The organism is Collimonas sp. OK412, from assembly GCF_900112135.1.
Classification (GTDB): Bacteria; Pseudomonadota; Gammaproteobacteria; order Burkholderiales; family Burkholderiaceae_D; genus Collimonas; species Collimonas rhizosphaerae.
In genome coordinates this window covers 115586-139114 of sequence record NZ_FOLC01000014.1, presented here as the reverse complement: position 1 = coordinate 139114, position 23529 = coordinate 115586, and the positions used below count along the sequence as shown (strand labels likewise).

General features: G+C 60.5%; 23 protein-coding genes. 13 read left to right on the top strand and 10 right to left on the bottom strand.

Annotated elements, in window-relative coordinates:
* Positions 1 to 29: 29 nt before the first annotated feature.
* From BM062_RS15860 to ldcA, 5 genes are all read left to right on the top strand, one after another.
* Positions 30 to 629, top strand: coding sequence for a 2'-5' RNA ligase family protein (locus BM062_RS15860; protein ID WP_092398539.1), 600 nt, complete (start codon positions 30 to 32; stop codon positions 627 to 629).
* Positions 630 to 943: 314 nt separating this feature from the next.
* Positions 944 to 1579 (top strand): 7-carboxy-7-deazaguanine synthase, encoded by a 636-nt coding sequence (gene queE, locus BM062_RS15855; protein ID WP_092398537.1) that lies wholly within the window; start codon positions 944 to 946, stop codon positions 1577 to 1579.
* 28 nt (positions 1580 to 1607) lie between these two features.
* Complete coding sequence (queD, locus tag BM062_RS15850) at positions 1608 to 2057, top strand: 6-carboxytetrahydropterin synthase QueD (protein WP_092398535.1); 450 nt, start codon at positions 1608 to 1610, stop codon at positions 2055 to 2057.
* 24 nt (positions 2058 to 2081) lie between these two features.
* Entirely contained in the window at positions 2082 to 2549 is a 468-nt protein-coding gene (gene tadA / locus BM062_RS15845; RefSeq protein WP_092398533.1) for a tRNA adenosine(34) deaminase TadA, read from the top strand.
* Positions 2546 to 3481 (top strand): muramoyltetrapeptide carboxypeptidase, encoded by a 936-nt coding sequence (gene ldcA / locus BM062_RS15840; RefSeq protein ID WP_092398531.1) that lies wholly within the window; start codon positions 2546 to 2548, stop codon positions 3479 to 3481. Before tadA ends, ldcA begins: the two co-directional genes overlap by 4 nt.
* Before the next feature lie 160 nt (positions 3482 to 3641).
* Here ldcA and BM062_RS15835 read toward each other — a convergent pair whose 3' ends face one another.
* Positions 3642 to 4502: a LysR family transcriptional regulator gene (locus tag BM062_RS15835; RefSeq protein WP_092398529.1), complete on the bottom strand. Its 861-nt coding sequence runs from the start codon at positions 4500 to 4502 to the stop codon at positions 3642 to 3644.
* A 116-nt stretch (positions 4503 to 4618) separates the two neighbouring features.
* On the opposite strand from BM062_RS15835, the gene bla reads away from it, so the two are divergent.
* Complete coding sequence (bla, locus tag BM062_RS15830) at positions 4619 to 5524, top strand: class A beta-lactamase (RefSeq protein ID WP_092398527.1); 906 nt, start codon at positions 4619 to 4621, stop codon at positions 5522 to 5524.
* A 150-nt stretch (positions 5525 to 5674) separates the two neighbouring features.
* On the top strand, positions 5675 to 7276 hold the full coding sequence (locus tag BM062_RS15825; RefSeq protein ID WP_092398525.1) for an ABC-F family ATPase: 1602 nt from the start codon (positions 5675 to 5677) through the stop codon (positions 7274 to 7276).
* A 95-nt stretch (positions 7277 to 7371) separates the two neighbouring features.
* Here the strand turns inward: BM062_RS15825 and BM062_RS15820 are convergent, their stop codons facing one another.
* Positions 7372 to 7929, bottom strand: coding sequence for a hypothetical protein (locus tag BM062_RS15820; RefSeq protein WP_092398523.1), 558 nt, complete (start codon positions 7927 to 7929; stop codon positions 7372 to 7374).
* Between the two features lie 264 nt (positions 7930 to 8193).
* Here BM062_RS15820 and nadA point away from each other — a divergent pair, with 264 nt between their 5' ends.
* Both nadA and nadC read left to right on the top strand, forming a co-directional pair.
* Entirely contained in the window at positions 8194 to 9345 is a 1152-nt protein-coding gene (nadA, locus tag BM062_RS15815; RefSeq protein WP_092398521.1) for a quinolinate synthase NadA, read from the top strand.
* Positions 9342 to 10232 (top strand): carboxylating nicotinate-nucleotide diphosphorylase, encoded by an 891-nt coding sequence (gene nadC, locus BM062_RS15810; RefSeq protein WP_092398519.1) that lies wholly within the window; start codon positions 9342 to 9344, stop codon positions 10230 to 10232. The genes nadA and nadC overlap by 4 nt, the downstream gene beginning before the upstream one ends.
* A 55-nt stretch (positions 10233 to 10287) precedes the next feature.
* Here the strand turns inward: nadC and BM062_RS15805 are convergent, their stop codons facing one another.
* The 7 genes from BM062_RS15805 to BM062_RS15775 all read right to left on the bottom strand — a co-directional run bounded on the left by BM062_RS15805 (position 10288) and on the right by BM062_RS15775 (position 19516).
* Positions 10288 to 10485, bottom strand: a complete 198-nt coding sequence (locus BM062_RS15805) for a hypothetical protein (protein WP_092398517.1) — start codon at positions 10483 to 10485, stop codon at positions 10288 to 10290.
* A gap of 117 nt (positions 10486 to 10602) precedes the next feature.
* The gene (locus BM062_RS15800) at positions 10603 to 11895 is read right to left on the bottom strand and encodes a M20/M25/M40 family metallo-hydrolase (protein WP_371326594.1); all 1293 of its coding nucleotides are present in this window, start codon (positions 11893 to 11895) and stop codon (positions 10603 to 10605) included.
* Between the two features lie 43 nt (positions 11896 to 11938).
* Entirely contained in the window at positions 11939 to 13252 is a 1314-nt protein-coding gene (locus BM062_RS15795) for an MFS transporter (protein WP_092398515.1), read from the bottom strand.
* Positions 13253 to 13332: 80 nt separating this feature from the next.
* Positions 13333 to 14565: an MFS transporter gene (locus tag BM062_RS15790; protein ID WP_092398513.1), complete on the bottom strand. Its 1233-nt coding sequence runs from the start codon at positions 14563 to 14565 to the stop codon at positions 13333 to 13335.
* A gap of 96 nt (positions 14566 to 14661) precedes the next feature.
* The gene (nadB, locus tag BM062_RS15785; RefSeq protein WP_092398511.1) at positions 14662 to 16263 is read right to left on the bottom strand and encodes an L-aspartate oxidase; all 1602 of its coding nucleotides are present in this window, start codon (positions 16261 to 16263) and stop codon (positions 14662 to 14664) included.
* A 111-nt stretch (positions 16264 to 16374) separates the two neighbouring features.
* Entirely contained in the window at positions 16375 to 17586 is a 1212-nt protein-coding gene (purT, locus tag BM062_RS15780; RefSeq protein ID WP_092398509.1) for a formate-dependent phosphoribosylglycinamide formyltransferase, read from the bottom strand.
* Between the two features lie 244 nt (positions 17587 to 17830).
* Complete coding sequence (locus BM062_RS15775; protein WP_092398507.1) at positions 17831 to 19516, bottom strand: MFS transporter; 1686 nt, start codon at positions 19514 to 19516, stop codon at positions 17831 to 17833.
* A 551-nt stretch (positions 19517 to 20067) separates the two neighbouring features.
* On the opposite strand from BM062_RS15775, the gene BM062_RS15770 reads away from it, so the two are divergent.
* Positions 20068 to 20748 (top strand): 4'-phosphopantetheinyl transferase family protein, encoded by a 681-nt coding sequence (locus BM062_RS15770; protein ID WP_175501028.1) that lies wholly within the window; start codon positions 20068 to 20070, stop codon positions 20746 to 20748.
* A 76-nt stretch (positions 20749 to 20824) separates the two neighbouring features.
* Positions 20825 to 21073: a hypothetical protein gene (locus BM062_RS15765; RefSeq protein WP_092398503.1), complete on the top strand. Its 249-nt coding sequence runs from the start codon at positions 20825 to 20827 to the stop codon at positions 21071 to 21073.
* Between the two features lie 99 nt (positions 21074 to 21172).
* On the opposite strand, the gene BM062_RS15760 is transcribed toward BM062_RS15765, so the two are convergent.
* Positions 21173 to 21394, bottom strand: a complete 222-nt coding sequence (locus BM062_RS15760) for a hypothetical protein (protein ID WP_092398501.1) — start codon at positions 21392 to 21394, stop codon at positions 21173 to 21175.
* A gap of 187 nt (positions 21395 to 21581) precedes the next feature.
* Here BM062_RS15760 and BM062_RS15755 point away from each other — a divergent pair, with 187 nt between their 5' ends.
* Both BM062_RS15755 and BM062_RS15750 read left to right on the top strand, forming a co-directional pair.
* Positions 21582 to 21944 (top strand): hypothetical protein, encoded by a 363-nt coding sequence (locus tag BM062_RS15755; RefSeq protein ID WP_092398499.1) that lies wholly within the window; start codon positions 21582 to 21584, stop codon positions 21942 to 21944.
* Positions 21945 to 22113: 169 nt separating this feature from the next.
* The gene (locus tag BM062_RS15750; protein WP_092398497.1) at positions 22114 to 23154 is read left to right on the top strand and encodes an oxidoreductase; all 1041 of its coding nucleotides are present in this window, start codon (positions 22114 to 22116) and stop codon (positions 23152 to 23154) included.
* Positions 23155 to 23529: the final 375 nt, after the last annotated feature.

Here is a 23529-nt window from a genome sequence, read left to right as displayed (position 1 = left end):
CCCCTTTTTCAACGGAAGCAGCGCATTTCATGAAACGCATCCATCACGTGCCCGGACAGCTTTTCTTGCCGGGCTTCGAGGCGCCGCCGCAGCCGACCGATCGCTTGTTCTTCGCTATCGTCCCGGCTCCGGATGCGGCGGCCGCCATCGTACGGCAGCGGGGATTGCTGCGCGACGAGTTTGGCGTGACAGGCAAGCCAATCGGGATCGCACGTTTGCATGTCACCTTGAGCCACCTGGGCGATTACCTGGGCCTGCCGCAAGGCGCTGTCAAGGCGGCGATGACGGCGGCGGACAGCATCAGGGCGGCGCCGTTCGATGTCGCGTTCGACCGCGCGGCGAGTTTCCACGGCCGGCCGCGCAAACGCCCTTTAGTCCTGCTGGGCGGCGATGGCCTCGCCGCCCTGGCGAAATTCCAGGAAACGCTTGGCAGGGCGCTGGAAAAAGCCGGGTTCGGCAAAGCCAATCCGCACTACACGCCTCATGTCACCCTGCTGTACGACAATCGCCTGGTTCCGGCAAAGGTGATTGAAACCATCGGCTGGACCGCGCACGAATTTGTCCTGGTGCATAGCCTGCTTGGCCAGACCCGCCACATACAGCTGGCGCGCTGGGCGCTCTCATCCTGATGCCGCAAAGTTCTGTCCGGCAGGGATCGTGGCTGCCAAAAATGCAACGTTTCACCGTCCCGATACTGCCGACGCGTCGCGGGAATGGCCGTTCTACGCTAAAATAGCGGGCTGGGTCGGCATCTGCGCATGGATCTGCGGCAGGAGTGCGGCGTCCCCGCACATCGACCTATCTCCCACACCAGCAAAAAATCGTCGTTTTTGATAGTGAAAACGACGGAAAACTGCGAGTATTGACAGTGTCTGGCCCGATATTCATGCGGCTTCGCTGCGGCTGGCGAATCAGAGGCTGACAAACATATGCGAGAAGCACCGTGACCTACAGCATCAAGGAAATTTTCTACACATTGCAAGGCGAAGGCACCCATGCCGGCCGTCCTGCGGTGTTTTGCCGCTTCAGCGGCTGCAACCTGTGGACTGGCCGCGAAGAAGATCGCAGCACCGCGGTCTGCCAGTTCTGCGATACCGATTTTGTCGGCACCGACGGTGTCGGCGGCGGCAAGTTCAAGGATAGCGAGGCGCTGGCCAGCACCATCAATGCGCTCTGGCCGGATACATACGCCGCCAGCAAGTTCGTGGTGTTTACCGGCGGCGAGCCCTTGCTGCAACTGGATACGGCATTGGTCGACAGCATGCACGCGGCCGGTTTTGAAATCGCCATCGAAACCAATGGCACGCTGCAGCCGCCGCCAGGCATAGACTGGATCTGCGTCAGCCCAAAGATGGGTTCGGTGCTGAAGCTGCGCAAGGGCAATGAGCTGAAAGTGGTGATCCCGCAAGCCGGCCAATCGCTGGCCGCATACGAATCGCTTGATTTCGAACATTTCTATGTGCAGGCCATGGATGGCCCGCAACTGGCGCACAATCTGGAACTGGCAATTGAGACTTGCAAGCGCAACCCGAAATGGAAGCTGAGCCTGCAAACCCACAAGCTGCTGCAGATTCCCTGAACAGATTTTATAAAGAACCTTTTTACCTATGCTTACCATCACCCGCAAACTGGAATTCGACGCCGGCCACCGGATCCCCGACCACAAGAGCCAGTGCCGCAACCTGCACGGCCATCGCTATACGCTCGAAATCACTTTGGTGGGCGCGGTGATTGAAGTCGAAGGCAGTTCCGACAATGGCATGATCATGGATTTCTCCGATATCAAGACGCTGGCAAAACAGCATCTGGTGGATGTCTGGGACCATGCTTTCCTGGTCTACGAAAAAGACACGGCGGTGCGCGAGTTCCTGGCGACGCTGCCGGATCACAAGACCGTCATCATCGACCGTATTCCGACGGTGGAAAACCTCGCGCGCACCGCCTACGATATCCTCAAGGCCGCCTACAAGGACCACTACGGCACCGGCTTGCACCTGCAGAAACTGGTGCTGCACGAAACGCCCAATTGCTGGGCCGAGATTTCAGAAGACCGTTGATAGATATTGCTTCCCTGAGTGCCTATGCGTGACGCCATCTATATGCAGCAAGCGATTTCCCAGGCGCGCAATGCCTGGGCTTTGGGCGAAGTGCCGGTAGGCGCGCTGATCGTGAAAGAAGGGCAGGTCATCGCTACCGGTTTCAACCAGCCGATCGGCAACCACGATCCCACAGCGCATGCGGAAATCATGGCGCTGCGCGCGGCGGCCACCATCCTCGGCAATTACCGCCTGCCCGGTTGCGAAATGTACGTCACCCTGGAGCCATGCGCGATGTGCGCCGGCGCCATGCTGCATGCCCGGCTGGCGCGGGTGGTGTTTGGCGCCAGCGACCCGAAGACCGGCGCCTGCGGTTCGGTGCTCAACCTGTTCGAACAGGAGAGACTGAACCATCACACCGAGCTGACGGCTGGCGTGATGGCTGAGGAATGTGGCACACTACTCAAAGAATTTTTCGCCGAACGCCGGCAAGCCCAACAAAAACAATCGTGACCGAACCTGTCCAAGCACCTTCAAAACAATCCATCGGCGTCGCGCTGATCGCACCTGGCGGCTATGCCTCCGACGAAGCAGCGCTGGCGCGCGGCATCCTTGCCTTGCAAAGCCAGGGTTGCGTGGTCTATGACTATTACGATCCGGCCGCCAAGTACCTGCGTTTCGGCGGCTCTGACGCTGCGCGGGTAGGGCAGATCTACGAAGCGATCGATAATCCGCAGGTGCAGATCGTGCTGGCGATACGCGGCAGCTATGGCATGTCGCGCTTGCTGCCGCTGCTGGACCTGCCGCGCCTGGCCGCCAGCAAGAAGATATTTGTCGGCCATAGCGATGTCACCGCGCTGCACCTGGCCCTGCTGGCGCAGACCGGCGCGCCAAGCCTTGCCGGGCCGATGCTGTGCAGCGATTTCGGCGAGGCTGAGCTGAGCGAATTTACGATGTCGCATTTCTGGCAATGCCTGCGGCAGCCGGAACAGGTATTGCAAGTCAGCGCCGCTGGCAATCCGGCCGTCAACGCCAGCGGCACCCTGTGGGGCGGCAACCTGGCGATGCTGAACCATCTGGTCGGCACCTCCTATTTGCCGCAGGTCGACGGTGGCATCCTGTTCCTGGAAGATATCGGCGAGCATCCGTATCGCATCGAACGCATGATGCTGCAGTTGCAGTACGCGGGCATCCTGGAACGGCAGCGGGCGATCGTGCTGGGCGATTTTTCCAACTACCGGCTGGCCGAGCATGACAACGGCTATGATTTCGACGCCATGCTGGCTTACCTGCGCACCCACGTATCGGCGCCGATACTGACCGGTTTGCCGTTTGGCCACATCCGTGACAAGGTGTCTTTGCCGGTCGGCGCGCAGGCGCAATTGCTGGCGGATGCAAGCGGCTTCCAGCTGACTATCCAGAATCCGCTCACGCTCGCGTCCTGATCTCCCCCAATCAGCGTGCCTGGCCCGAAGACCGTTGGTGTCGCCGCAAGCACCTGCTTCCAAATTAATTTGACTCTGACCCTAATTAGCTCTAATTAGCTCTGGCGTTACCGCGGGCAGCTGGCACTTGCTTTGAAATTAATTTGACTCTGACCCTAATTTAGCTGGTGGCGGCGAGCAGCCATTCTCGGAAGGCTTGCATCGCGGGGGTGGTTTGTTTTGACTTGAGGCGGGTCAGCCAGTAGCTGCCAGTGGCGATCTCGATGTCGAACGGGCGGGTCAGGCGGCCGTGCTGCAGTTCGCGGGCGAACATGCGGGTCGGCAGCAGCGCTACGCCGGCGCCTTGGGCTGCGGCTTCGGCCATGGTGAGCGAGGAGTCGAACACGGTGCCTCTGAGCAGCGGGCAGGGCAGGTCGGCTGCGGCGAACCAGGCGGCCCATTCGTCGGTGCGGTAGGAGCGCAGCAATACCTGTCCGGCGAGGTCGGCCGGATCGCGCAGGAAAGATGCGACCGCTGGCGAGCACATCGGCGCCAGCGGCGCGGCCAGCAGCTCTTCGGCTTCTGTCGAGTGCCAGGCGCCGTCGCCGAAACGGATGGCGTAGTCCAGGCCTTCGCCGGCGATGTCGACCCGGTTGTTGTTGGTGAACAGGCGGAAATCGACGAACGGGTGGGCTTGCTGGAAATCGCGCAGGCGCGGGATCAGCCAGCCGACGGCGAATGTGCCCACAGCGCCCACGGTCAGCACCTCGCGCAGCCGGCGGCCATCGCCGAACTGCTGCAGCACGGCGCCGATGCGCCCGAACGATTCCGCCAGCACCGGCAGCAGGGCGATGCCCTCGTCGGTCAATGCCAGCCCGCGCGGCAGGCGGCGGAACAGCTGTACTCCCATTCTTTCTTCGAGATTTTTTACCTGCTGGCTGATCGCGGCTTGCGTAACGTTGAGCTCGGAGGCCGCACGGGTAAAGCTGAGCAGGCGTGCCGAGACTTCGAAAGCGCGCAAGGAATTCAAGGGGAGGTGCATGTCATTTCTCCGTTTGAGCTAGTTTTTCTTATGTCTTGCCTTCGATATTGTAGCTTGAGTGATAGCCTGGCCAACGTTATCGTTGATGCCTTGTTCATCAAATTCTGAGGGGAAGTATGAAACGACGCCAGTTTGCCGGCAACCTGGGGGCAGCTTTCGGAGCGCTGGTCTTAAGCGGCTACACACAGAAATCCTGGGCCTCGACTGCCAGCACGGCGAAGCCGGTTGCCGATCCGATCGCCCGCCAACTGCGCCAGATAGAAATCAGAAGCGGGGGACGCCTGGGTGTCGCCATCCTCGATACCCTTACCGGACAAAGCCATGCCTATCGCGGCGACGAACGGTTTCCGATGTGCAGCACCTTCAAGCTGCTGGCGGCGGGACTGACGCTGAAACGCGTGGACCAGGGACAGGAACAGCTAGCGCGGCGCATCCGTTACGAAGCCGCCGAGCTGGTTCCGTATTCCCCTGTCACCGAGAAACATGTCGGCGGCGGCATGTCGATAGCGGAGCTGTGCGAAGCAACCCTCACCTTGAGCGACAATACCGCCGCCAACCTGCTGCTGCACAGCTTTGGCGGCCCCGCTCGACTGACGGCCTACGTACGCTCCCTGGGCGACAAGGCGACTCGGCTCGACCGTATCGAGCCAGACCTCAACCAGGCCACTCCCGGCGATCCGCGCGACACCACTTCGCCGGGCGCGATGCTGTCCACCATGCACCAGTTGCTGATAGGAAATGCATTGTCTGCCGATTCGCGCAAACAATTGACAACCTGGCTGCTTGCCAACAAGACTGGCGACAAGCGCCTGCGCGCATTGCTGCCGGCCGGCTGGCGGGTAGGCGACAAGACTGGCTCAGGCGCCTATGGCAGCACTAACGATATCGGCATACTGTTTCCACCCGATCGCGCACCGCTGCTGGTAGCCAGCTACCTGACCGCGACCAAGGCCTCGGAAGCCACGCGTAATGCGGCCTTGGCGGAAGTCGGGCGCCTGGCGGCATCCGTGGCGGCGAAATAAGGCGACGGATTGGAAATCTGCCCGGATTCATGGAAATAGTGGTGGCAGGCGTTGGTTTTATGCCGGTTCATGCAGTGCACAAATGTGGATACTGTATAATGCCGCCACTATCTAACCCCATGATTCAATTAAGAAAAGACCAAATCTAAGATGTTGTCCACAGCAAATATCACGATGCAGTTCGGCCCCAAGCCGCTGTTTGAAAACATTTCCGTCAAATTCGGCGATGGCAACCGCTATGGCCTGATCGGCGCCAACGGCTGCGGCAAGTCGACTTTCATGAAGATCCTGGGCGGCGACCTGGAGCCGTCGGGCGGCAACGTGATGCTCGATCCGAACGAGCGCCTGGGCAAATTGCGCCAGGACCAGTTCGCATTCGAGGAAATGCGCGTGCTCGATGTCGTGATGATGGGGCATACCGAAATGTGGGCGGCCATGGCTGAGCGCGACGCGATCTACGCCAATCCGGAAGCTACCGACGACGATTACATGAAAGCGGCCGACCTGGAAGCCAAGTTTGCCGAGTACGACGGCTATACCGCTGAAGCGCGCGCCGGCGAACTGCTGCTGGGCGTAGGCGTGGCGATCGAGCAGCACCAGGGCCCGATGAGCAATGTCGCGCCGGGCTGGAAACTGCGCGTGCTGCTGGCGCAGGCGCTGTTTTCGAATCCGGATATCCTGCTGCTCGATGAACCGACCAACAACCTCGACATCAATACCATCCGCTGGCTGGAAGATGTGCTGAACCAGCGCAATTCGACCATGATCATCATTTCCCATGATCGCCACTTCCTGAACCAGGTGTGCACCCACATGGCCGACATGGACTACGGCACCTTGAAGGTCTATCCCGGCAACTACGACGAATACATGCTGGCTTCCTCGCAAGCGCGTGCGCAGCAGCTGTCGGCGAATGCCAAGGCCAAGGACAAGGTCGCCGAACTGCAGGATTTCGTCCGTCGTTTCTCGGCCAACAAATCGAAGGCGCGCCAGGCGACATCGCGCGCCAAGCAGATTGAAAAGATCAAGGTCGAGGACGTCAAGCCATCGAGCCGCGCCAATCCTTTCGTGCGTTTCGACGGCGAGAAGAAACTGCATCGGCTGGCGGTCGAAGTGCAAAGCATCAGCAAGACTTATGACCGGCCGATTTTCAAGAGCTTCAACATCATGGTTGAAGCCGGTGAAAAAATCGCCATCATCGGCGCCAACGGCGCCGGTAAAACCACGTTGTTGCGCAGCATCGGCGGCAGCGACATCGCCGGCCTGGCGGCCGACAGCGGCCTGGTGAAGTGGGCGGAAAACGCCAATGTCGGCTACATGCCGCAGGATCCGACGGAAGATTTCGCGACCGACAAGACGCTCACCGACTGGATGGGCCAATGGACCCAGGAAGGCGACGACGACCAGGCCGTGCGTTCCAGCCTGGGCCGCCTGCTGTTCAGCGGCGACGACGTCAAGAAGTCGGTCAAGGTGCTGTCCGGCGGCGAGAAGGGCCGCATGATGTACGGCAAGCTGATGCTGGGCCGCCACAACGTGCTGCTGCTGGACGAACCGACCAACCATATGGACATGGAATCGATCGAGTCGCTCAACATCGCGCTGGAAAAATATGCCGGCACTTTGATCTTCGTCTCGCATGACCGCGAGTTCGTGTCGTCGCTGGCCACCCGCGTATTGGAAGTCAAGGAAAACGAAGTGGTCGATTTCCAGGGTTCGTACGAGGATTACCTGACCAGCCAGGGCATCGAGTAAATCAATCAACCATGGCGCGGGAATTTCTGCGCCATGGCAGATGTGAAAAAGCGTGGCAGAGTCAACCTGCCACGCTTTTTTTTTCGCTGCGCCGTTTACTGCTGCGGCCGTTCGCCCAGATACAGCAGCTGGTCCAGCCGGCCGCGCAGGCTGCGGGCGATTTCTTCGCCCTTGGCCTTGAGCACCGCCTCCAGGTATTGCTGGCGCAGGTCGCGGAAATCCTGGATGCTGCTGGCGCGTTCGACTTTCAGCTGCAGGCCGTAACCGCGCAAGCCGATCATGCTCTTGATCGTATCGTTGTAGAAATGATAAATCGCCTCGAACTGGGTTTGTCCCGGCGGCAGCACCTGCTCGGCTGATAGGGGGGCGGCGGGCGGCGGCACGTTTTTCACTGGCGGCGCCTCGACAGCGGCGGCGCTGTTGCCGGGATTGCCAGTATTGCCGCTATCGGCGCTGGCCTGGATCAGGCCGGCCTGCAGCAACTCGTCCAGGTGTTCCTGGCCCAGCCCCAGTCCGGCCACCTTCCGCAGCAACTCGTCGCTGCTGGTCTTGCCGTCTACCAGCAATAACAGTGTCCGCAGCCGTGGCGCCACGCTCTGGCCGCGTGTGGCTATTTCGGTACGGCCACGTTCTGTCTTGTCGAAAATTATCATGTTGTCCCTGTGTTCTTATATTGCATGCAACAAAATGCTCGGACATTGAGCCCGGCAGATTTTTTTTATGACAATTGTTAAATCATAGTACGGGAGTTCATTCCTGCTTGCAATAAGCTAATGCTCACACGCAATGTCAAGGTTGACGGTAGAAATTCCCTCTTGATAATCCCACAGCGCGTTGCTGCAAAATGCCTTGTTGCGCCTTCTGTCGTATCATTGCGTATTACCGCAGCTCATGACCCTCTCACACCCATCGTAGCCATGCAAACCCACGCCATCAAAACCGTTGAATTCGAGCGGCCGCAAATGGACCTAGGCAGCAGCGCAGGTACCAGTTGTACCGCTCATGCCTGGGCTCGCGTCCCTGAAACTCCCACCCCTGACCAGAAAATCGCGCTCAAGGAGCGCATCAAGCGCTTGCTGAAAGAACGGCAAGCCGTGCTGGTCGCACATTATTACGTCGACGGCGATTTACAGGACCTGGCAGAAGAGACAGGTGGCTGCGTTTCCGATTCGCTGGAAATGGCGCGCTTCGGCCGCGATCATCCAGCCAAGACGCTGGTAGTGGCCGGCGTCAAATTCATGGGCGAGACCTCGAAAATCCTGAGCCCGCACAAGCGCGTGCTGATGCCTGACCTGGACGCCACCTGTTCGCTTGACCTCGGCTGCCCGGCGGACGAATTTTCCGCTTTTTGCGATGCGCATCCCGACCGTACCGTGGTGGTGTACGCCAACACGAGTGCCGCGGTCAAGGCGCGCGCCGACTGGATGGTGACTTCGTCCATCGGCCTCGACATCGTCGCCCACCTGCACGCGCAAGGTAAAAAAATCCTGTGGGCGCCGGACAAGCATCTGGGCGGCTATATACAGAAACAGACCGGCGCCGACATGCTGCTGTGGCAGGGTTCGTGCCTGGTGCACGACGAGTTCAAGGGCGTCGAACTGGCGCTGCTGCGCCAGCAGCATCCGAACGCCAAGATACTGGTGCATCCCGAATCGCCGGAAGCCGTGGTGGCGCAGGCCGATGTGGTCGGCTCCACCACCCAGCTGATCGCCGCCGCCCAGAGCCTGGACGCCGACGAATTCATCGTCGCCACCGACAACGGCATCCTGCACAAGATGCGCATGGCTGCGCCCGGCAAACGCTTTATCGATGCGCCAACCGCCGGTAACAGCGCGACCTGCAAGAGCTGCGCGCATTGCCCATGGATGGCGATGAACGGCTTGCAGAACCTGGCCGACGTGCTGGAGTTCGGCGGCAATGAAATCCAGGTCGACGCTGAAACCGGCCGCAAGGCGGTGGTCTGCATCGACCGCATGCTGGATTTCGCCGCCCAGCGCAAAGCCAACGTGCGCCCATCCGGCGATCTGGCGCAAGAACAAAAACTGTTTTCAGGAATCGGTCCCGCATGAGTACTTCCAACAGCAAATCAGTCAGCAACTTAGAGAATCGTTTCGCACCGTTTGATGCGGCGCTGCAAACGGCGTTCGATAACAACATCCGCACTGCAATCGCCGAAGATGTCGGCAGCGGTGACTTGACCGGCAAGCTGGTCCCGGAGCAACAGATGGTCAAGGCGCGCGTGATCGTGCGCGAGCAAGCTGTGCTGTGCGGCGCGCCATGGTTCGAAGCAGTAATGCGGCAGCTGGATGAACGCATCCGTATCGACTGGTCGTATGCCGAAGGCGACCTGATGAGCGCCGACAGCCAGGTCTGCCTGATCGATGCACCGGCCCGGGCCTTGCTGACCGCAGAGCGCGGCGCCTTGAATTTCCTGCAGCTGCTGTCCGGCGTAGCCAGCGCAACGCGCATCTACGTCAATGCCATCGCCGACACCAAGGCGCATATCCTCGATACCCGTAAAACCTTGCCCGGCCTGCGCCTGGCGCAGAAATACGCGGTGCGCGTCGGCGGCGGCCATAACCAGCGGCTGGCCCTGTACGACGGCATCCTGATCAAGGAAAACCATATCGCTGCAGCCGGCGGCATCTCCGCCGCGATGCAGGCGGCGCACAAGCTGGATGCGGATGTCACGGTCCAGATCGAGGTGGAAAACCTGGTGCAGCTGGACGAGGCATTGAGCGCGGGCGCCAACTCGGTCCTGCTCGACAACTTCAGCCTCGACGCCATGCGCGACGCCGTCAAGCTGACTGACGGCAGGGCGCTGCTGGAAGCTTCCGGCGGCATCAATATGGAAACGGTGCGGGCTATCGCGGAAACCGGCGTCGACCGGATTTCGATCGGCAGCCTGACCAAGGATATCCGGGCGACAGATTATTCGCTGCGGATTATTGGGTAGAGCGTCCAGATTGGATAAAACGCATTGAACTGGCCGTGCAACGGCAGCGTTGCGTTCAGTGAATCAGTTTTGCCGCAGCGAACACCAGGGCCGTCAGAGAGACGGCTGTTCCGATAAACCATCGTAGAAGAGTGGCCTCAAGCTTGGACATATCTTCTTTGGTGGCCATATGGTCCAGGCGTGTTTCGATGCGCGTCAGGCGATCACGCGCTTCGCCGGCAAATTCTTCAAGTTTGATGACTCTTGTTTCCATGTCGAGATGGTAATCCCAGTTTGTGCAAGGATCAAGTCTTCCAATCCATGGTTTGTATCGTTTAGGTGATTGCCGTATGGCTGGACAGGACAACCTGCCCAGCCGTGTATGCCAGTCCTACTGGACTTTACCCTGGGCAAAATCCATGATCAGCCGCGTCGACAGGTACAGGCGCGGAACGATGCTGTTCAGCAAGACGTATTCGGCGTCATTCGAATGCGCGCCATAGCCGGTCAATCCCATTCCCTCAATTACGGCTCCCTTCGATTTCAGTGCGGCGAATGCGGCATCGGTGCCGCCGCCGCTGGCCGTATCTACTATCGTCATCGGCAAGTCCAGTTCCTGGTAGATCTTTTGGCCGTAAGCCGAAACGGCGCGCGAAGCGGCATTGGTTTCCAGCGGCGGCCGCCGCATTTCAAATTTCAGGTGGACCTTGGCGTCCGGGATCAGCTGCTTCTTGACGCGTTCTTGCATCTGTTCCTGCAACTGCTCGAAGTCGCTCATCTTCAAGGCGCGGGCATCGGCTTGTGCGCTGGCGCTGGCCGGGATCACGTTGCGGTTGGTGCCGGCCTGCGCCACGGTCCAGTTCAGTTTCAAGCCGCGCCACGGTTGCGACAAGGAATCCATCTGCAACACCTGGTGAGACAGTTCATACAAGGCGTTGACGCCTCTTTCCGGCGCCGCTCCGGCATGTGAAGACTTGCCCTCGACCGTCAGGTACGCCGCGGCGATGCCGCTGGTCGCCAGCCGCAGCTGGCCTTGGGCGCCGCCGCCTTCGTAGGAAAACACGGCGTCCTGTTCGGCGCCCAGCTTGGTATGCAGGCTGCGGCCTCCGGGCGAACTGATTTCCTCGTCGCCGTTAATCAGCACCGTCAGCGTGTCGTAATCCTTGAAGCCGATTTTTTGCAGGATGGCGATGGTATGCAGGATGGTGGCGACGCCTTGCTTGTCGTCGGCGATGCCGAGGCCGTAAGCCTTATCGCCGTCAACCCGGTATTGCTGGTCTTTCAGCATGCCGCGCAGGTACACCGTGTCCATGTGCGCGATCAGCATGATCTTGCGCTTGCCGTTGCCCTTGAAAACCGCGTGCACGATCTGCCCGATCTTTTCCGGGGTGTCGCCCATCCGGTAGATTTCCGGCGCGTCCAGCAATTCAGCCTTGCCGCCCAGTTTCGTCAGGCGATCACGGATCAGGGCGGCGATCTTGGCCAGACCTTCAAGATCCCCGCTGCCCGATTCGATATTCACCAGGTCGCGCATGGTGTCCATCATTACCGGTTTTTCTTTTTGCGCCAGGTCGTACACCGGCGCCACGGGGGCCGCCGGCGCCATGCCGGCGCTCAAGGCCAGCGCCGGGAACAGCACGGCGGCGAGCAAGTTTTTTTTCAGGGAAAAGGATGGCTGTTTCAACTTCTGTCTCCGTTGGTTTTAATGAAAATCCGTGCTTGTTTTTTTATGGCTGCTGCAGGCTGTCGTGGCGCGTCTCGCGCATGCACAGCACCGCGCCCAGGCTGAGCGCCGCGGCCACCGATACGTATGCGCCGACATACCCCAGGCCGCCGCGCTGCGCCAGCAGTTGCGCGATATAAGGTGCAACCGATGCGCCCAGGATGCCGCCGATGTTGTACGACACGCCGGCGCCGGTATACCGTACGCTGGTGGGAAACAGCTCCGGCAACAAGGCTCCCATGGGCGCGAAGGTCACTCCCATCAGGAACAGGAAGATGATCAGGAACAAGGCGATCGCCACCATGTTGCCGCTGCCGAACAGCGGCTGCATGGTGAAGCCCGCGGCGATCGCTGCCAGCGTGCCGGCGATCAGCACTGGGCGCCGGCCGAAGCGGTCGCTGGCGATGGCTGAGAATGGCGTCGCCAGCGCCATGAACACTACCGCCAGGCACAGCAGCGCGAGGAATTCCTGGCGCGGGATATGCAGGGTGCCGACACCGTAAGACAGCGAAAACACAGTCGCAATATAGAACAAGGTGTAGCAGACAATCATTGCCACCGAACCCAGCATCACCGGACGCCAGTGGTGCCGGAACAGGGTGACTGCCGGCACCTTCACGCGTTCGCGCTTCTCCAGCGCCGCGGCAAATACCGGCGTTTCAGCGATCTTCAGCCGCACATACAAGCCCAGCACCACCAGCACCGCGCTGAAAATGAACGGGATGCGCCAGCCCCAGCTCTTGAACTGTTCATCCGACAGGCTCAAGGCCAGGGCAAGGAACAGGCCATTCGCCATCAGGAAACCGACGGAAGGGCCAAGCTGCGGGAACATGCCGTACCTGCCGCGTTTCCCCGGCGGTGCATATTCGGTCGCCAGCAGCGCCGCGCCGCCCCATTCGCCGCCCAAGCCTATGCCTTGGGCAAAACGCAGCACGCACAGGAGGGCAGGCGCCGCCGCACCGATAGAGTCGTAACCCGGCAGGAAGCCGATCAGCGTGGTGGCGACGCCCATCACCAGCAGCGAAAGCACCAGCGTGGATTTGCGTCCGATGCGGTCGCCGAAATGGCCGAACAGGAAAGCGCCGACAGGCCGTGCGATAAACGCGATGCCGAAGGTGACGAAAGCTGACAGCGCTTGCGCCGTCGGCGAGTCATGCGGGAAAAATACCGGGCCGATGACCAGCGCCGCCGCGGTTGCGTAGACGTAGAAATCGTAGAATTCTATGGCGGTGCCGATGAAACTGGCGAAGATCACGCGCCTGGCGCTGTTCTGCGCCGGTGCTGGGGCAGATGTGATTTGCTGCGATGCTGCGCTCATCGTTTCTCCTCATTTTTTTAGTTTGAGATCCAAGCATAGCCGAGATGAGGCGGAAGCGACACTGTTGCAGATTCGGCCAGCTAGGCCAGCGGCGCCGGCAGGCGCTCCAGCACGCGCACCTCGGAATCGAAAATGATCCAGGCCTGCACCACAAAGCCGGCCAGCGCCAGCACCAGGCAGGCCGGTTCGCCCCAGCGCGCGCCGACCAGGCCGCCGAGAGCGGCGCCGATCGGCCGCGCGCCGGTGTTGACCGTCAGGAAAATCGCCGATACCCGTCCCAGCATGGCGCCCGGCGTGACTGTCTGGCGCAGCGTGGTGGAGGTGATGACCCAGATGATCGGACCAACGCCGAACAGGAAAAACGACAGGGCCGCCAGGATGCCGCTCGGAACCGCAAGCGTCGCCACCATTGTCGATGCGGCCAGCACCGAGATCGCCGGGCCGATCTGGATTGCGCGGCCGAACGGCAGCCTGGCCACTATCCGTGGCGTCAGCAGGGCGCCCACCATCATGCCGACGCCATACGCGCCAAGCGTAATGCCGACCGCGCTGGCGCTCAGTCCGAGCTTGCGTACCGCATAGGGCACATAGGCAGCCTGCAGCACGAACCAGGAGATGTTCCAGGCCACGGCGGTCAGCAGGATCGGCCGCAGCAGCTTGTCGCGCCAGACCATGTGGGCGCCGTCGCGCAGCTCCAGCAGGGGATGGCGCGGCGCCGCCGGTGCGCGTTGCGGCTCGCGCAGCTGCAACAGCAGCGCCACGGCCGAGCCGGACAGGATGGCCGCCAGCACGAACGCGGTCGAGGCGCCGGCCCATGAAGTCAGCGCGCCGCCGAGAGCGGGGCCGGCGGCAAAGGCAGCGCTGCGGGCCAGTTCCAGCCGGCCGTTGGCTTTCGCCAGCAGCTCGCGTCCTACCAGCGCCGGCACGATGGCCGGGGCGGCGACGCTGAAACCGACAGTGCCGACGGCGCCGATGAAGCCGAGCACCGCCAGCAATCCGATCGACAGGTGATGCGACAGGAGCGCCGCCAGCACGCCCAGCAAGGCCAGCATGCGCAGCACCTCGGCGGTCACCATCAGGCGTTTGCGCGAGGTGCGGTCGGCCAGCAGGCCGAACGGGATCGACAGCAGCAGGAACGGCAGCGATTGCACCGCGGCCAGCGTGCCGATTTCGCCCGGTCCGGCGCCGAGTATCAGCACCGCCATGATGGGCGTCGCCGCCAGGCTGAGTTGTTCGGCCGATTGCGCGGCAAGATTGGACCAGGTGAGGGCGACCAAAGAACGGGGAAGGGCGTGCGGAAGTGGTGACGTCATGATTCTTGTGGTTTTCTTGGGGAACGGTAGTGTCGCGCCGTTTCCGGCAGCGGACACCCCGTTTCTTGGCGCGCAATTCGCCTGCGCGCGGATGGACTAGCGGCGCTGCGGCGTGAGCACGCTAGGCAATGCCTTGGCCAGCGTTTCCGGATAGTCCTGGCTGTAGTGCAGGCCGCGGCTTTCATGGCGCGACAAAGCGCTTTCGACGATCAGCGACGCCACCTGCACCAGGTTGCGCAGCTCCAGCAAATCGCGGCTGATGCGGAAGTGCGCATAGTATTCATCGATTTCTTCCTTGAGCAAACGGATCCGGTGCTGGGCGCGCTCCAGGCGTTTGTTGGTGCGCACGATGCCGACGTAATTCCACATGAAGCGGCGCAGTTCGTCCCAGTTGTGGGAGATCACGACTTCCTCGTCGGCATCCGTCACGCGGCTTTCGTCCCAGGCCGGCAGCGGGATAGCTTTCGGCTTTTCTTGCTGGGCGATGAACTTGGCGGTGGCGCGGCCGATCACCACGCATTCCAGCAGTGAATTGCTGGCCAGGCGGTTGGCGCCGTGCAGGCCGGTGTAGGCGGTTTCGCCAACGGCATACAAGCCGGGCAGGTCGGTGCGGCCGTTCAGGTCGGTAACGATGCCGCCGCAAGTGAAGTGGACCGCCGGCACCACCGGGATCGCCTGCCTGGTGATGTCGATGCCGAGTTCCAGGCAACGCGCATAGATGGTCGGGAAATGTTCTTTCAGAAATTCCGGCGACTTGTGGGTGATGTCGAGGTCGACATGGTCCAGGCCGCGCTTCTTCATCTCGAAGTCGATCGCCCGCGCCACCACGTCGCGCGGCGCCAGTTCGGCACGCTCGTCGTGGGCCGGCATGAAGCGCATGCCGGCGTCGGCGCCTTCGGTATCCGGCAGCTTGAGCACGCCGCCTTCGCCGCGTATCGCTTCGGTGATCAGGAACGATTTGGCGTACGGGTGGTACAGGCAGGTCGGATGGAACTGGATGAATTCCATGTTGGCGACCCGGCAGCCGGCGCGCCAGGCCATGGCGATGCCGTCGCCGGTGGCGCTGTCGGGATTGGTGGTGTACAGGTAGACCTTGCCGGCGCCGCCGGTGGCCAGCACCGTGTGGTTGGCGGCCAGGGTCAGCACCTTGCCGGTCTTGACGTTCTTGGCGTACAGGCCAAGGCAGCGCGGCGCCGTATCGCCTGTCGCTACCTTCTTGGAGGTGATCAGGTCGATTGCGTAGTGATCTTCCAGCAGCGTGATGTTGGGATGGGCGCGCACCTTTTGTTCCAGCGTCACTTGCACCGCATGGCCGGTAGCATCGGCGGCATGGATGATGCGGCGCTGGCTGTGGCCGCCTTCGCGCGTCAGGTGGAAGCCCAGCTCGGCGCTGGAATCGGGGGTGAAGGGCACGCCCTGTTCTATCAGCCATTCGATGGCGGCGCGGCCGTTTTCGACGATGAAGCGGGTGGCGCTTTCGTCGCACAGGCCGGCGCCGGCGACCAGGGTGTCGTTGATATGCTGTTCGTGGCTGTCGCCGGAATCGAGCACGGCGGCGATGCCGCCCTGGGCCCAGTTGCTGGCGCCGTCGAGCAGCGCGCGTTTGGAGATGACTGCAACCTTGTTGTTCTCGGCAAGGTGCAGCGCGACCGACAGGCCGGCCAGGCCGCTGCCGATGATGGCGACATCGAATTTCATGGTGGATGCTTGGTTATGCCCTGACGGGACCTTATTGTTTTAATCCGGATCGCCCCAGGATCTGGGGCGATGTCTCTACTACCCTCTGCTACCGTGCTGCCGTGCCGTTAATTATTCCACGATTACCGGTTTGACTTTGGCGGCAGCCTGTTTGGCCCTGATGCGCGCGGTCTCGACGTCGTCGGCGGTGGCCAGCGCCACGCCCATGCGCCGGCGGGCGAAAGATTCCGGCTTGCCGAACAGGCGGATATCCACGCCCGGCACGCGCAGCGCATCGGCCACGCCTTCAAAGGCGATGCCCTTGGCGTCGTGCTGGCCATAGATGACCGCCGATGCCGCCGGGCTGCGCAAAGCGACATTCACCGGCAGGCCCAGGATCGCCTTGGCGTGCAGTTCGAATTCGCTTTGCTGCTGGCTGGCCATGGTCACCATGCCGGTGTCGTGCGGACGCGGGCTGACTTCGGAGAACCAGACCATCTCGTTCTTGACGAACAGTTCGACGCCGAACAGGCCGAGGCCGCCCAGGTTGTCGGTGACTTTCTTGGCGATATCGCGCGCCTTGAGCAGCGCTTCCGGATGCATCGGATGCGGCTGCCAGGATTCGACGTAATCGCCTTGCACCTGGATGTGGCCGATCGGTTCGCAGAAATGGGTGGCGATGCTGCCGTCCTGCTGCAGCGCGCGCACCGTCAGCAGCGTGATCTCATAATCGAAATCGATGAAACCCTCGACGATGACACGTCCCGAATCGACCCGGCCGCCGGCGGCGGCATAAGCCCAGGCGGCTTCGATTTCATCGGCGCTGTCGAGCTTCGACTGGCCTTTGCCGGAGGACGACATGACCGGCTTGATCACGCACGGAAAGCCGATCGCCGCGCAAGCGGTTTTCAGTTCGTCCAGGTTGTTGGCGAAACGGTAGGGCGAAGTCGCCAGCGCCAGCGTCTCGCCAGCCAGGCGGCGTATGCCTTCGCGGTTCATGGTCAGCCAGGCGGCGCGCGCGGTGGGTATCACGGTGACCTTGCCGGCGGCTTCCAGCGCGACCAGGGTTTCGGTGGCAATTGCTTCAATTTCCGGCACGACCAGGTCAGGCTGTTCTTGCGCAATCAACGCTTCCAGCGCCGCGCCGTCGGCCATGTTGATCACGTGTGAACGGTGCGCGACCTGGTGGCCGGGAGCGTTCGGGTAACGGTCAACGGCAATCACTTCGACGCCGAGCCGCTGCAGCGAGATGATGACTTCCTTGCCGAGTTCGCCGGAGCCTAGCAGCATGACCTTGGTGGCGGAAGGGGAAAGCGGGGTGCCGATTCTGGTGGGTGTCTTCATATTGGAAAGGAGCTGCGGCGCCTGGTTGCCCTGCGCCGCGAATTTGCTGTTAGTCGTTGATGGGTGAGGTGGGTGATGACGGTGAAAAATTCGCAAAGAGGATATTTTATCGTTGGCCAGCGCCTGACAATAGCAAATATCAGGACGCAAGGACAGTTGGCAAAATGAAAAAAGCCGCCAGAATCATCTGGCGGCTCTTCCGGCGCTGCTCAGGCATAGCCGTAAGCATATGCCATATCGTTCATTAGCGCTCGGCTTGGTAAATATCGTAGTCCTTGGTTTCCTTGATAAACAGCATGCCGATGACGAAAGTGGCTGCCGCGATGATGATCGGATACCACAGGCCGTAGTAGATGTCGCCCTTGAACGCCACTAGCGCAAAGGCAGTGGTTGGCAGCAAACCGCCGAACCAGCCGTTGCCGATGTGGTAAGGCATGGACATCGAGGTATAGCGGATGCGGGTAGGGAACATTTCCACCAGCATCGCCGCAATCGGGCCGTACACCATGGTCACGTAGAGCACCAGGATGAACAGCAGCAACAGCACCATCGGCTTGTTCATCTGATCCGGATCGGCTTTGCTTGGATAACCTGCGCCTTTGATGTCGCCGGCCAGTTCCGCCGAGAATGCCTTGTCCTTGGCCGCGGCATCTTCTTTCGACAAGCCTTTGGCGTCATACGAAGTCAGGATCTTTTCGCCGATCTTGATGGTGGCAACCGAACCAGGAGCGCCGACGACGTTTTCATAGTTCACCGAAGCCGCCGACAGCTTGGCCTTGGCGATATCGCAAGACGATGTGAATTTCTTGGTGCCGGTAGGGTTGAACTGGAATTGGCAAGTGGCAGGGTCGGCAGTGACGATCACCGGTGCGCTCTTGAGCGCTGCTTCCAGCGCCGGGTTGGCGTAGTGGGTCAGGCCGGAAAAGATCGGGAAGTAGGTCAGCGCTGCAATCAGGCAGCCGGCCATGATGATCGGCTTGCGGCCGATCTTGTCGGACAGCGTGCCGAAGATTACGAAGAACGGTGTGCCCAGCAGCAGGGCCAGCGCGATCAGGATGTTGGCAGTCGACATGTCGACCTTCAGCGACTGCGTCAGGAAGAACAGGGCATAGAACTGGCCGGTGTACCAGACCACGGCCTGGCCGGCAGTCAGGCCGATCAGGGCCAGGATCACCAGCTTCAGGTTTTTCCATTGGCCGAAAGCTTCCGTCAGCGGCGCCTTGGAAGTCTTGCCTTCAGCCTTCATCTTGGCGAAAGCCGGCGATTCGTTCATCGACAGGCGGATCCAGACCGAGACCGCCAGCAAGATGACCGAGACCAGGAAAGGAATGCGCCAGCCCCATGAAGAAAATGCTTCTTCGCCGACGGCGCTGCGGACACCCAGGATCACCAGCAGCGACAGGAACAGTCCCAGCGTTGCGGTAGTCTGGATCCAGGAGGTGAATGCGCCGCGCTTATCGTCTGGCGCGTGTTCAGCGACATAGGTAGCCGCACCACCGTACTCGCCGCCCAGCGCCAGACCTTGCAGGATGCGCAAGGTGATCAGGATGATAGGGGCGGCAATGCCGATGGTGGCGTAGTTTGGCAGGATGCCGACAATGAAGGTCGAGGCGCCCATGATCAGGATCGTCACCAGGAAGGTGAATTTGCGGCCGATCATGTCGCCCAGGCGGCCGAACACCAGCGCGCCGAAGGGACGCACGATAAAGCCCGCGGCAAACGCCAGCAAGGCGAAGATGAAACCGGTGTTTGGATCGGTGCCGGAGAAGAACTGCTTGGCGATGATGGCCGCCAGCGAGCCGTACAGGTAAAAGTCATACCATTCGAATACGGTGCCCAGCGACGAGGCAAAGATGACTTTGCGCTCCTCCGGTGTGATGCCCCGTGCAGCAGGTTTCAGCCCGCCTGCGGTAGGTTGTATTGTGGCCATGCCGGTCTCCTTGATTATTTATATTTGGTACAGCTGTCTTGGAGTGTGCAGGCGAAACCTTACGCGGGACTTGCTTGAAACTTACGACAAACTTACGGGATAGGGACGCTGGAAATGAAAAGTTGCTACCTGTCAACAATGACAGCTGTGCCGGCCTGCCGGAATCGCTACAATGGCTACGTCTTCTACAACTCTCCCCGAGTTTGGATTCAGCCCGTGACCGCAAGGTTCACGGGCTTTTTTTTCAGCTGCTTGGCATGGGTAAAACCGGCAATTGTCATAGGGCAGTCATACCGCCGTCATCTTAGGCGGGTAGCATACGAGGTGTTGATTTAGTGCTCACTTATAAAGCCCGGCCAGGGTTTTTCGAAGAGTGTTTTGCCATCAGCAGGTTGGCCGGTAGCCTCGATCACCGGCACCAGTTTTGTTGTCTCCGGATTAACCCGCTGCCGCAAGGTGCGCGGGTTTTTCGTTTTCCGGCCGCTATAATGTTTTGCCGCCTGCCCAGAATCGTTTAATCCCTCCAGCCCATGCAAATTCCAGCAGATGAAATGACCGAGATTGTTTTGCCGGAAATGCCGGACTCCATTTGCCGGGCCGGCTTGCGCTATACGGTCGATGCCGGACAGCTGGAGCGGCTGCAGGCCAGCGGCATAGTCCTGCCCGACACCATGGCTCGCGCGGTGCTGAAACGCCAGGTGGAGTTCGCCGCCGGCAGGTTTTGCGCTCGCGAAGCGTTGCAAAAGCTCGGCCACGACAGCCAGGCGACGCTCGCTGTCGGCCAGCATCGGGCGCCGCTGTGGCCAACCGGCTACCTGGGTTCGATCAGCCATGGCGACGGGCTGGCGATTGCGGTGGCGGCCAGTACCCGGGACTGGCGCGGACTGGGAATCGATATTGAACGGATCCTTACCGACGAGGCGGCGCAGCCGTTGCATGAGCACCTGATGAAAGCGCCGGAGCTGGCCATGGGCGAGGCCGCCGGCCTGGCTCTCGGAGATTGGCTGAGCCTGGTTTTTTCGGCCAAGGAAAGCCTGTTCAAGGCGCTCTATCCATTTGTCGGCCGTTATTTCGATTTCCTGGATGCGGAAGTGTGCGAGTTGCAACAACAGCAATCCCGTCTCACGCTGAGACTGGCGACGAGTTTGTCGCCCTCATGCGTCAAAGGCAGCCTGTACAGCATCCGCTATAGTTATTTCCCCGGCAATATCGCCACATTGTGCCTGCTCTGACAGTTGCCGCAACCGGCGCACGGTACTGGATATTTGCGGCGCGGCATCTATAATAAAAAGTCTTCCGGAGGTTTCTATGAAGGCTGCGAAAATCATCGAGATGTGGGGTAGGGCAAGTCGCCAGGTACCGCTCACCAGCGACGACGACATCGTACAGATGTTTGCCAACGAAATCGCAAAATTGTCTTACAAGCTGACAGAGGAAGAGTTGTTCCGGCTGATCGCGATAGGCGCGCTGGTTTACCAGCGCGGTTTCCGCGAGTTCGACGGCAACATCATGGCGGACCTGCTGATCCGGACCCTGCGCGAGGGCGGACGAGCGTAGGGCGATTCCTATTCAATCCTGCTGGCCCAATGAAAAAGCCTGCGTCCTCACGGTGCGCAGGCTTTCATGATGCCGATCAAGGCAAGCGGCTAACGCGGCTCAGACCCGCACGATCTTTTCGCCAGTCTGGTCAATGACAAATTTTCCTTCCGCGTACGGAGTCAGCGCCCGTCCATCCGCCAGTTTGTAGATTTCCCGCCCGGGCAGGGAGGCGACGGTGCCGTTTGCGGTGGCTCTTTCAATCGAGTCTTTATAGCACTCGACATGATAGGCGTTCCCTGTTTCTTTGCCTTTGGCGTCGAATTTTTCTGTTAAATCCATAAATGTCTCCTTGTGCGCGAGGTTGGAATACCTGCGGTAACGATACCAGATTTTATTTAACGATTGTAGCAATCGATGCGTTCATCCGGCGCTGCGTCCGCCCGCGTGGCCGCTATCCATTGCCGCTATCCGTTGCGGCGCGTACCATGAGGGTCGCAGCATGGCAAATTCTACAGAGGAAGCAGTAATGAACGACGGTTTGACAAGAGATGAATATGACGCCCTGGAGCAGATCCGCAAGGGAACGCACGGCAGGGTGAGCGCTTGCGTGGCACGCAATACCAAGCGCCTGGCGGGACTGAAGTACATTGCATATGAAAAGAACGGCGGCCTGTCATTGACCGAGAAAGGGCAGCAAACCTTGTTCATCAGGAACTGCATAGACGGCCTGCGCGCGGTGGCCATCGATCCCGGCGCCAAGCTGGGGGCCGACGTCGCCATGTTCCTCGGCAAGAAAGGGCATGTCAGCGCCAGGCCGGCGGGCGACGGTTACGACATCACCGAAAAAGGACGGGAGTCCCTGGCGGATATCGATTCTTCGGCGGCCTGAACGGCGATACCGGCGGGCCGTAAGTTATGCCCGTGGTATCAAGTTTGTGCGCTTAGCAAAAAATCATATAAATCAAACACTTGATTAAAATTCTTGATGGTTATCCACAGGACTGTCCACAATTTCTGTGGGTAACTTTCGGTCCATCATGCAATTGAAAGAGAAACCCATGCTGAACATAGGTCTTTTAGGCTACGGCTTTGCCGGCGCCACCTTCCACGCGCCGCTGATCGGACACTCGGGCCGCACCGCAGTCAGCGCGATTGCCAGCAGCCAGGCCGAGGCTGCCGCCCAAGCCTGGCCGGAAGCGCGGATTGTTGCCGATCTCGACGCCTTGCTGGCCGATGGCGCGCTCGACTGCATCGTGATTGCTACCCCGAACGATACCCATTTTGAATTCGCCCGGCGTACGCTGGCAGCCGGCAAGCACGTGGTGGTCGACAAGCCGGTCACTCTGAGCGCAGAAGAGGCGCGCATCCTGGCGCGCACGGCCGCCGACAGCAAGCTGCTGCTGGCGCCGTTCCATAACCGGCGCTGGGACGGCGATTTCCGCACCGTGCAAGCGCTGATCGCCAGCGGCCGGCTTGGTCAGATCACGCATTTCGAGTCGCATTTCGATCGTTTCCGGCCTGCGGTACGGCAACGCTGGCGCGAGAATGCCTTGAATGGCGGCGGCCTGTTGTATGACCTTGGGCCGCATTTGGTCGACCAGGCGCTGACTTTGTTTGGCGCTCCGCAAAGCGTCAACGCGACTATCGGCGCCTACCGCGAACAGGCCAAGGCGGAGGACTATGTCCACCTGCAGCTGGGCTATGCCGACAAGCAGGTAGTCTTGCATGCCAGTGCCCTGAGCGCCCTGGAGGCGCCGCGGTTTACGATCCACGGCCGCCGCGGCAGTTACCTGAAAACCGGGCTCGACAGCCAGGAAGACCAGCTCAAGGCCGGCTTGCGTCCCGGGCAGCCGGGCTGGGCCCAAAACCCGCCTGGCTTGATCAGGGAAGTGGAAGGTGAACTTGACCTGCGCGGCGAACTGGCTACCTTGGACGGCGCTTATATCGAGTTCTATCGCGCGCTGGCTGCCTCGATCCAGGACGGTGTGCCGTTTCCGGTTACGGCGGATGCGGCTGTCAGCGTTGCCGAAATCCTGGAACTGGCGCGCCAAAGCGCTGTGGAAGGGCGTCGCCTGCCTTATGTGGCGACCGGATGGTAACGCTATCATCCATGTGAATAACTGATATGCGTTAAATAAATTGGCTGTCCGCGGACCGTCTGGATATAGTTACACCTGTCTCCTCCAACACCTCCTAAGGTTTGGATTCAAGCCCGCACCGAAAGGTCAGCGGGCTTTTTTTTATCCGCTGCATTTGTGGGAAATGCGCCGCATAAGACTTTAGCTTGCGCTGACTGGCAGATCTGTGTATAATCCATGAATTGCCTGTAACGCTTGACGCGATACGGGGCAATACAAGAGTAGATTCGTTACACGTCGGGGCCACTTTCCAGATAGGACTGGGTTTCGGGAATCTTCTCCTGTATTGATGAATGTATGAATAAATAAGCCTGCTTACCTCACGGTCGCAGGTTT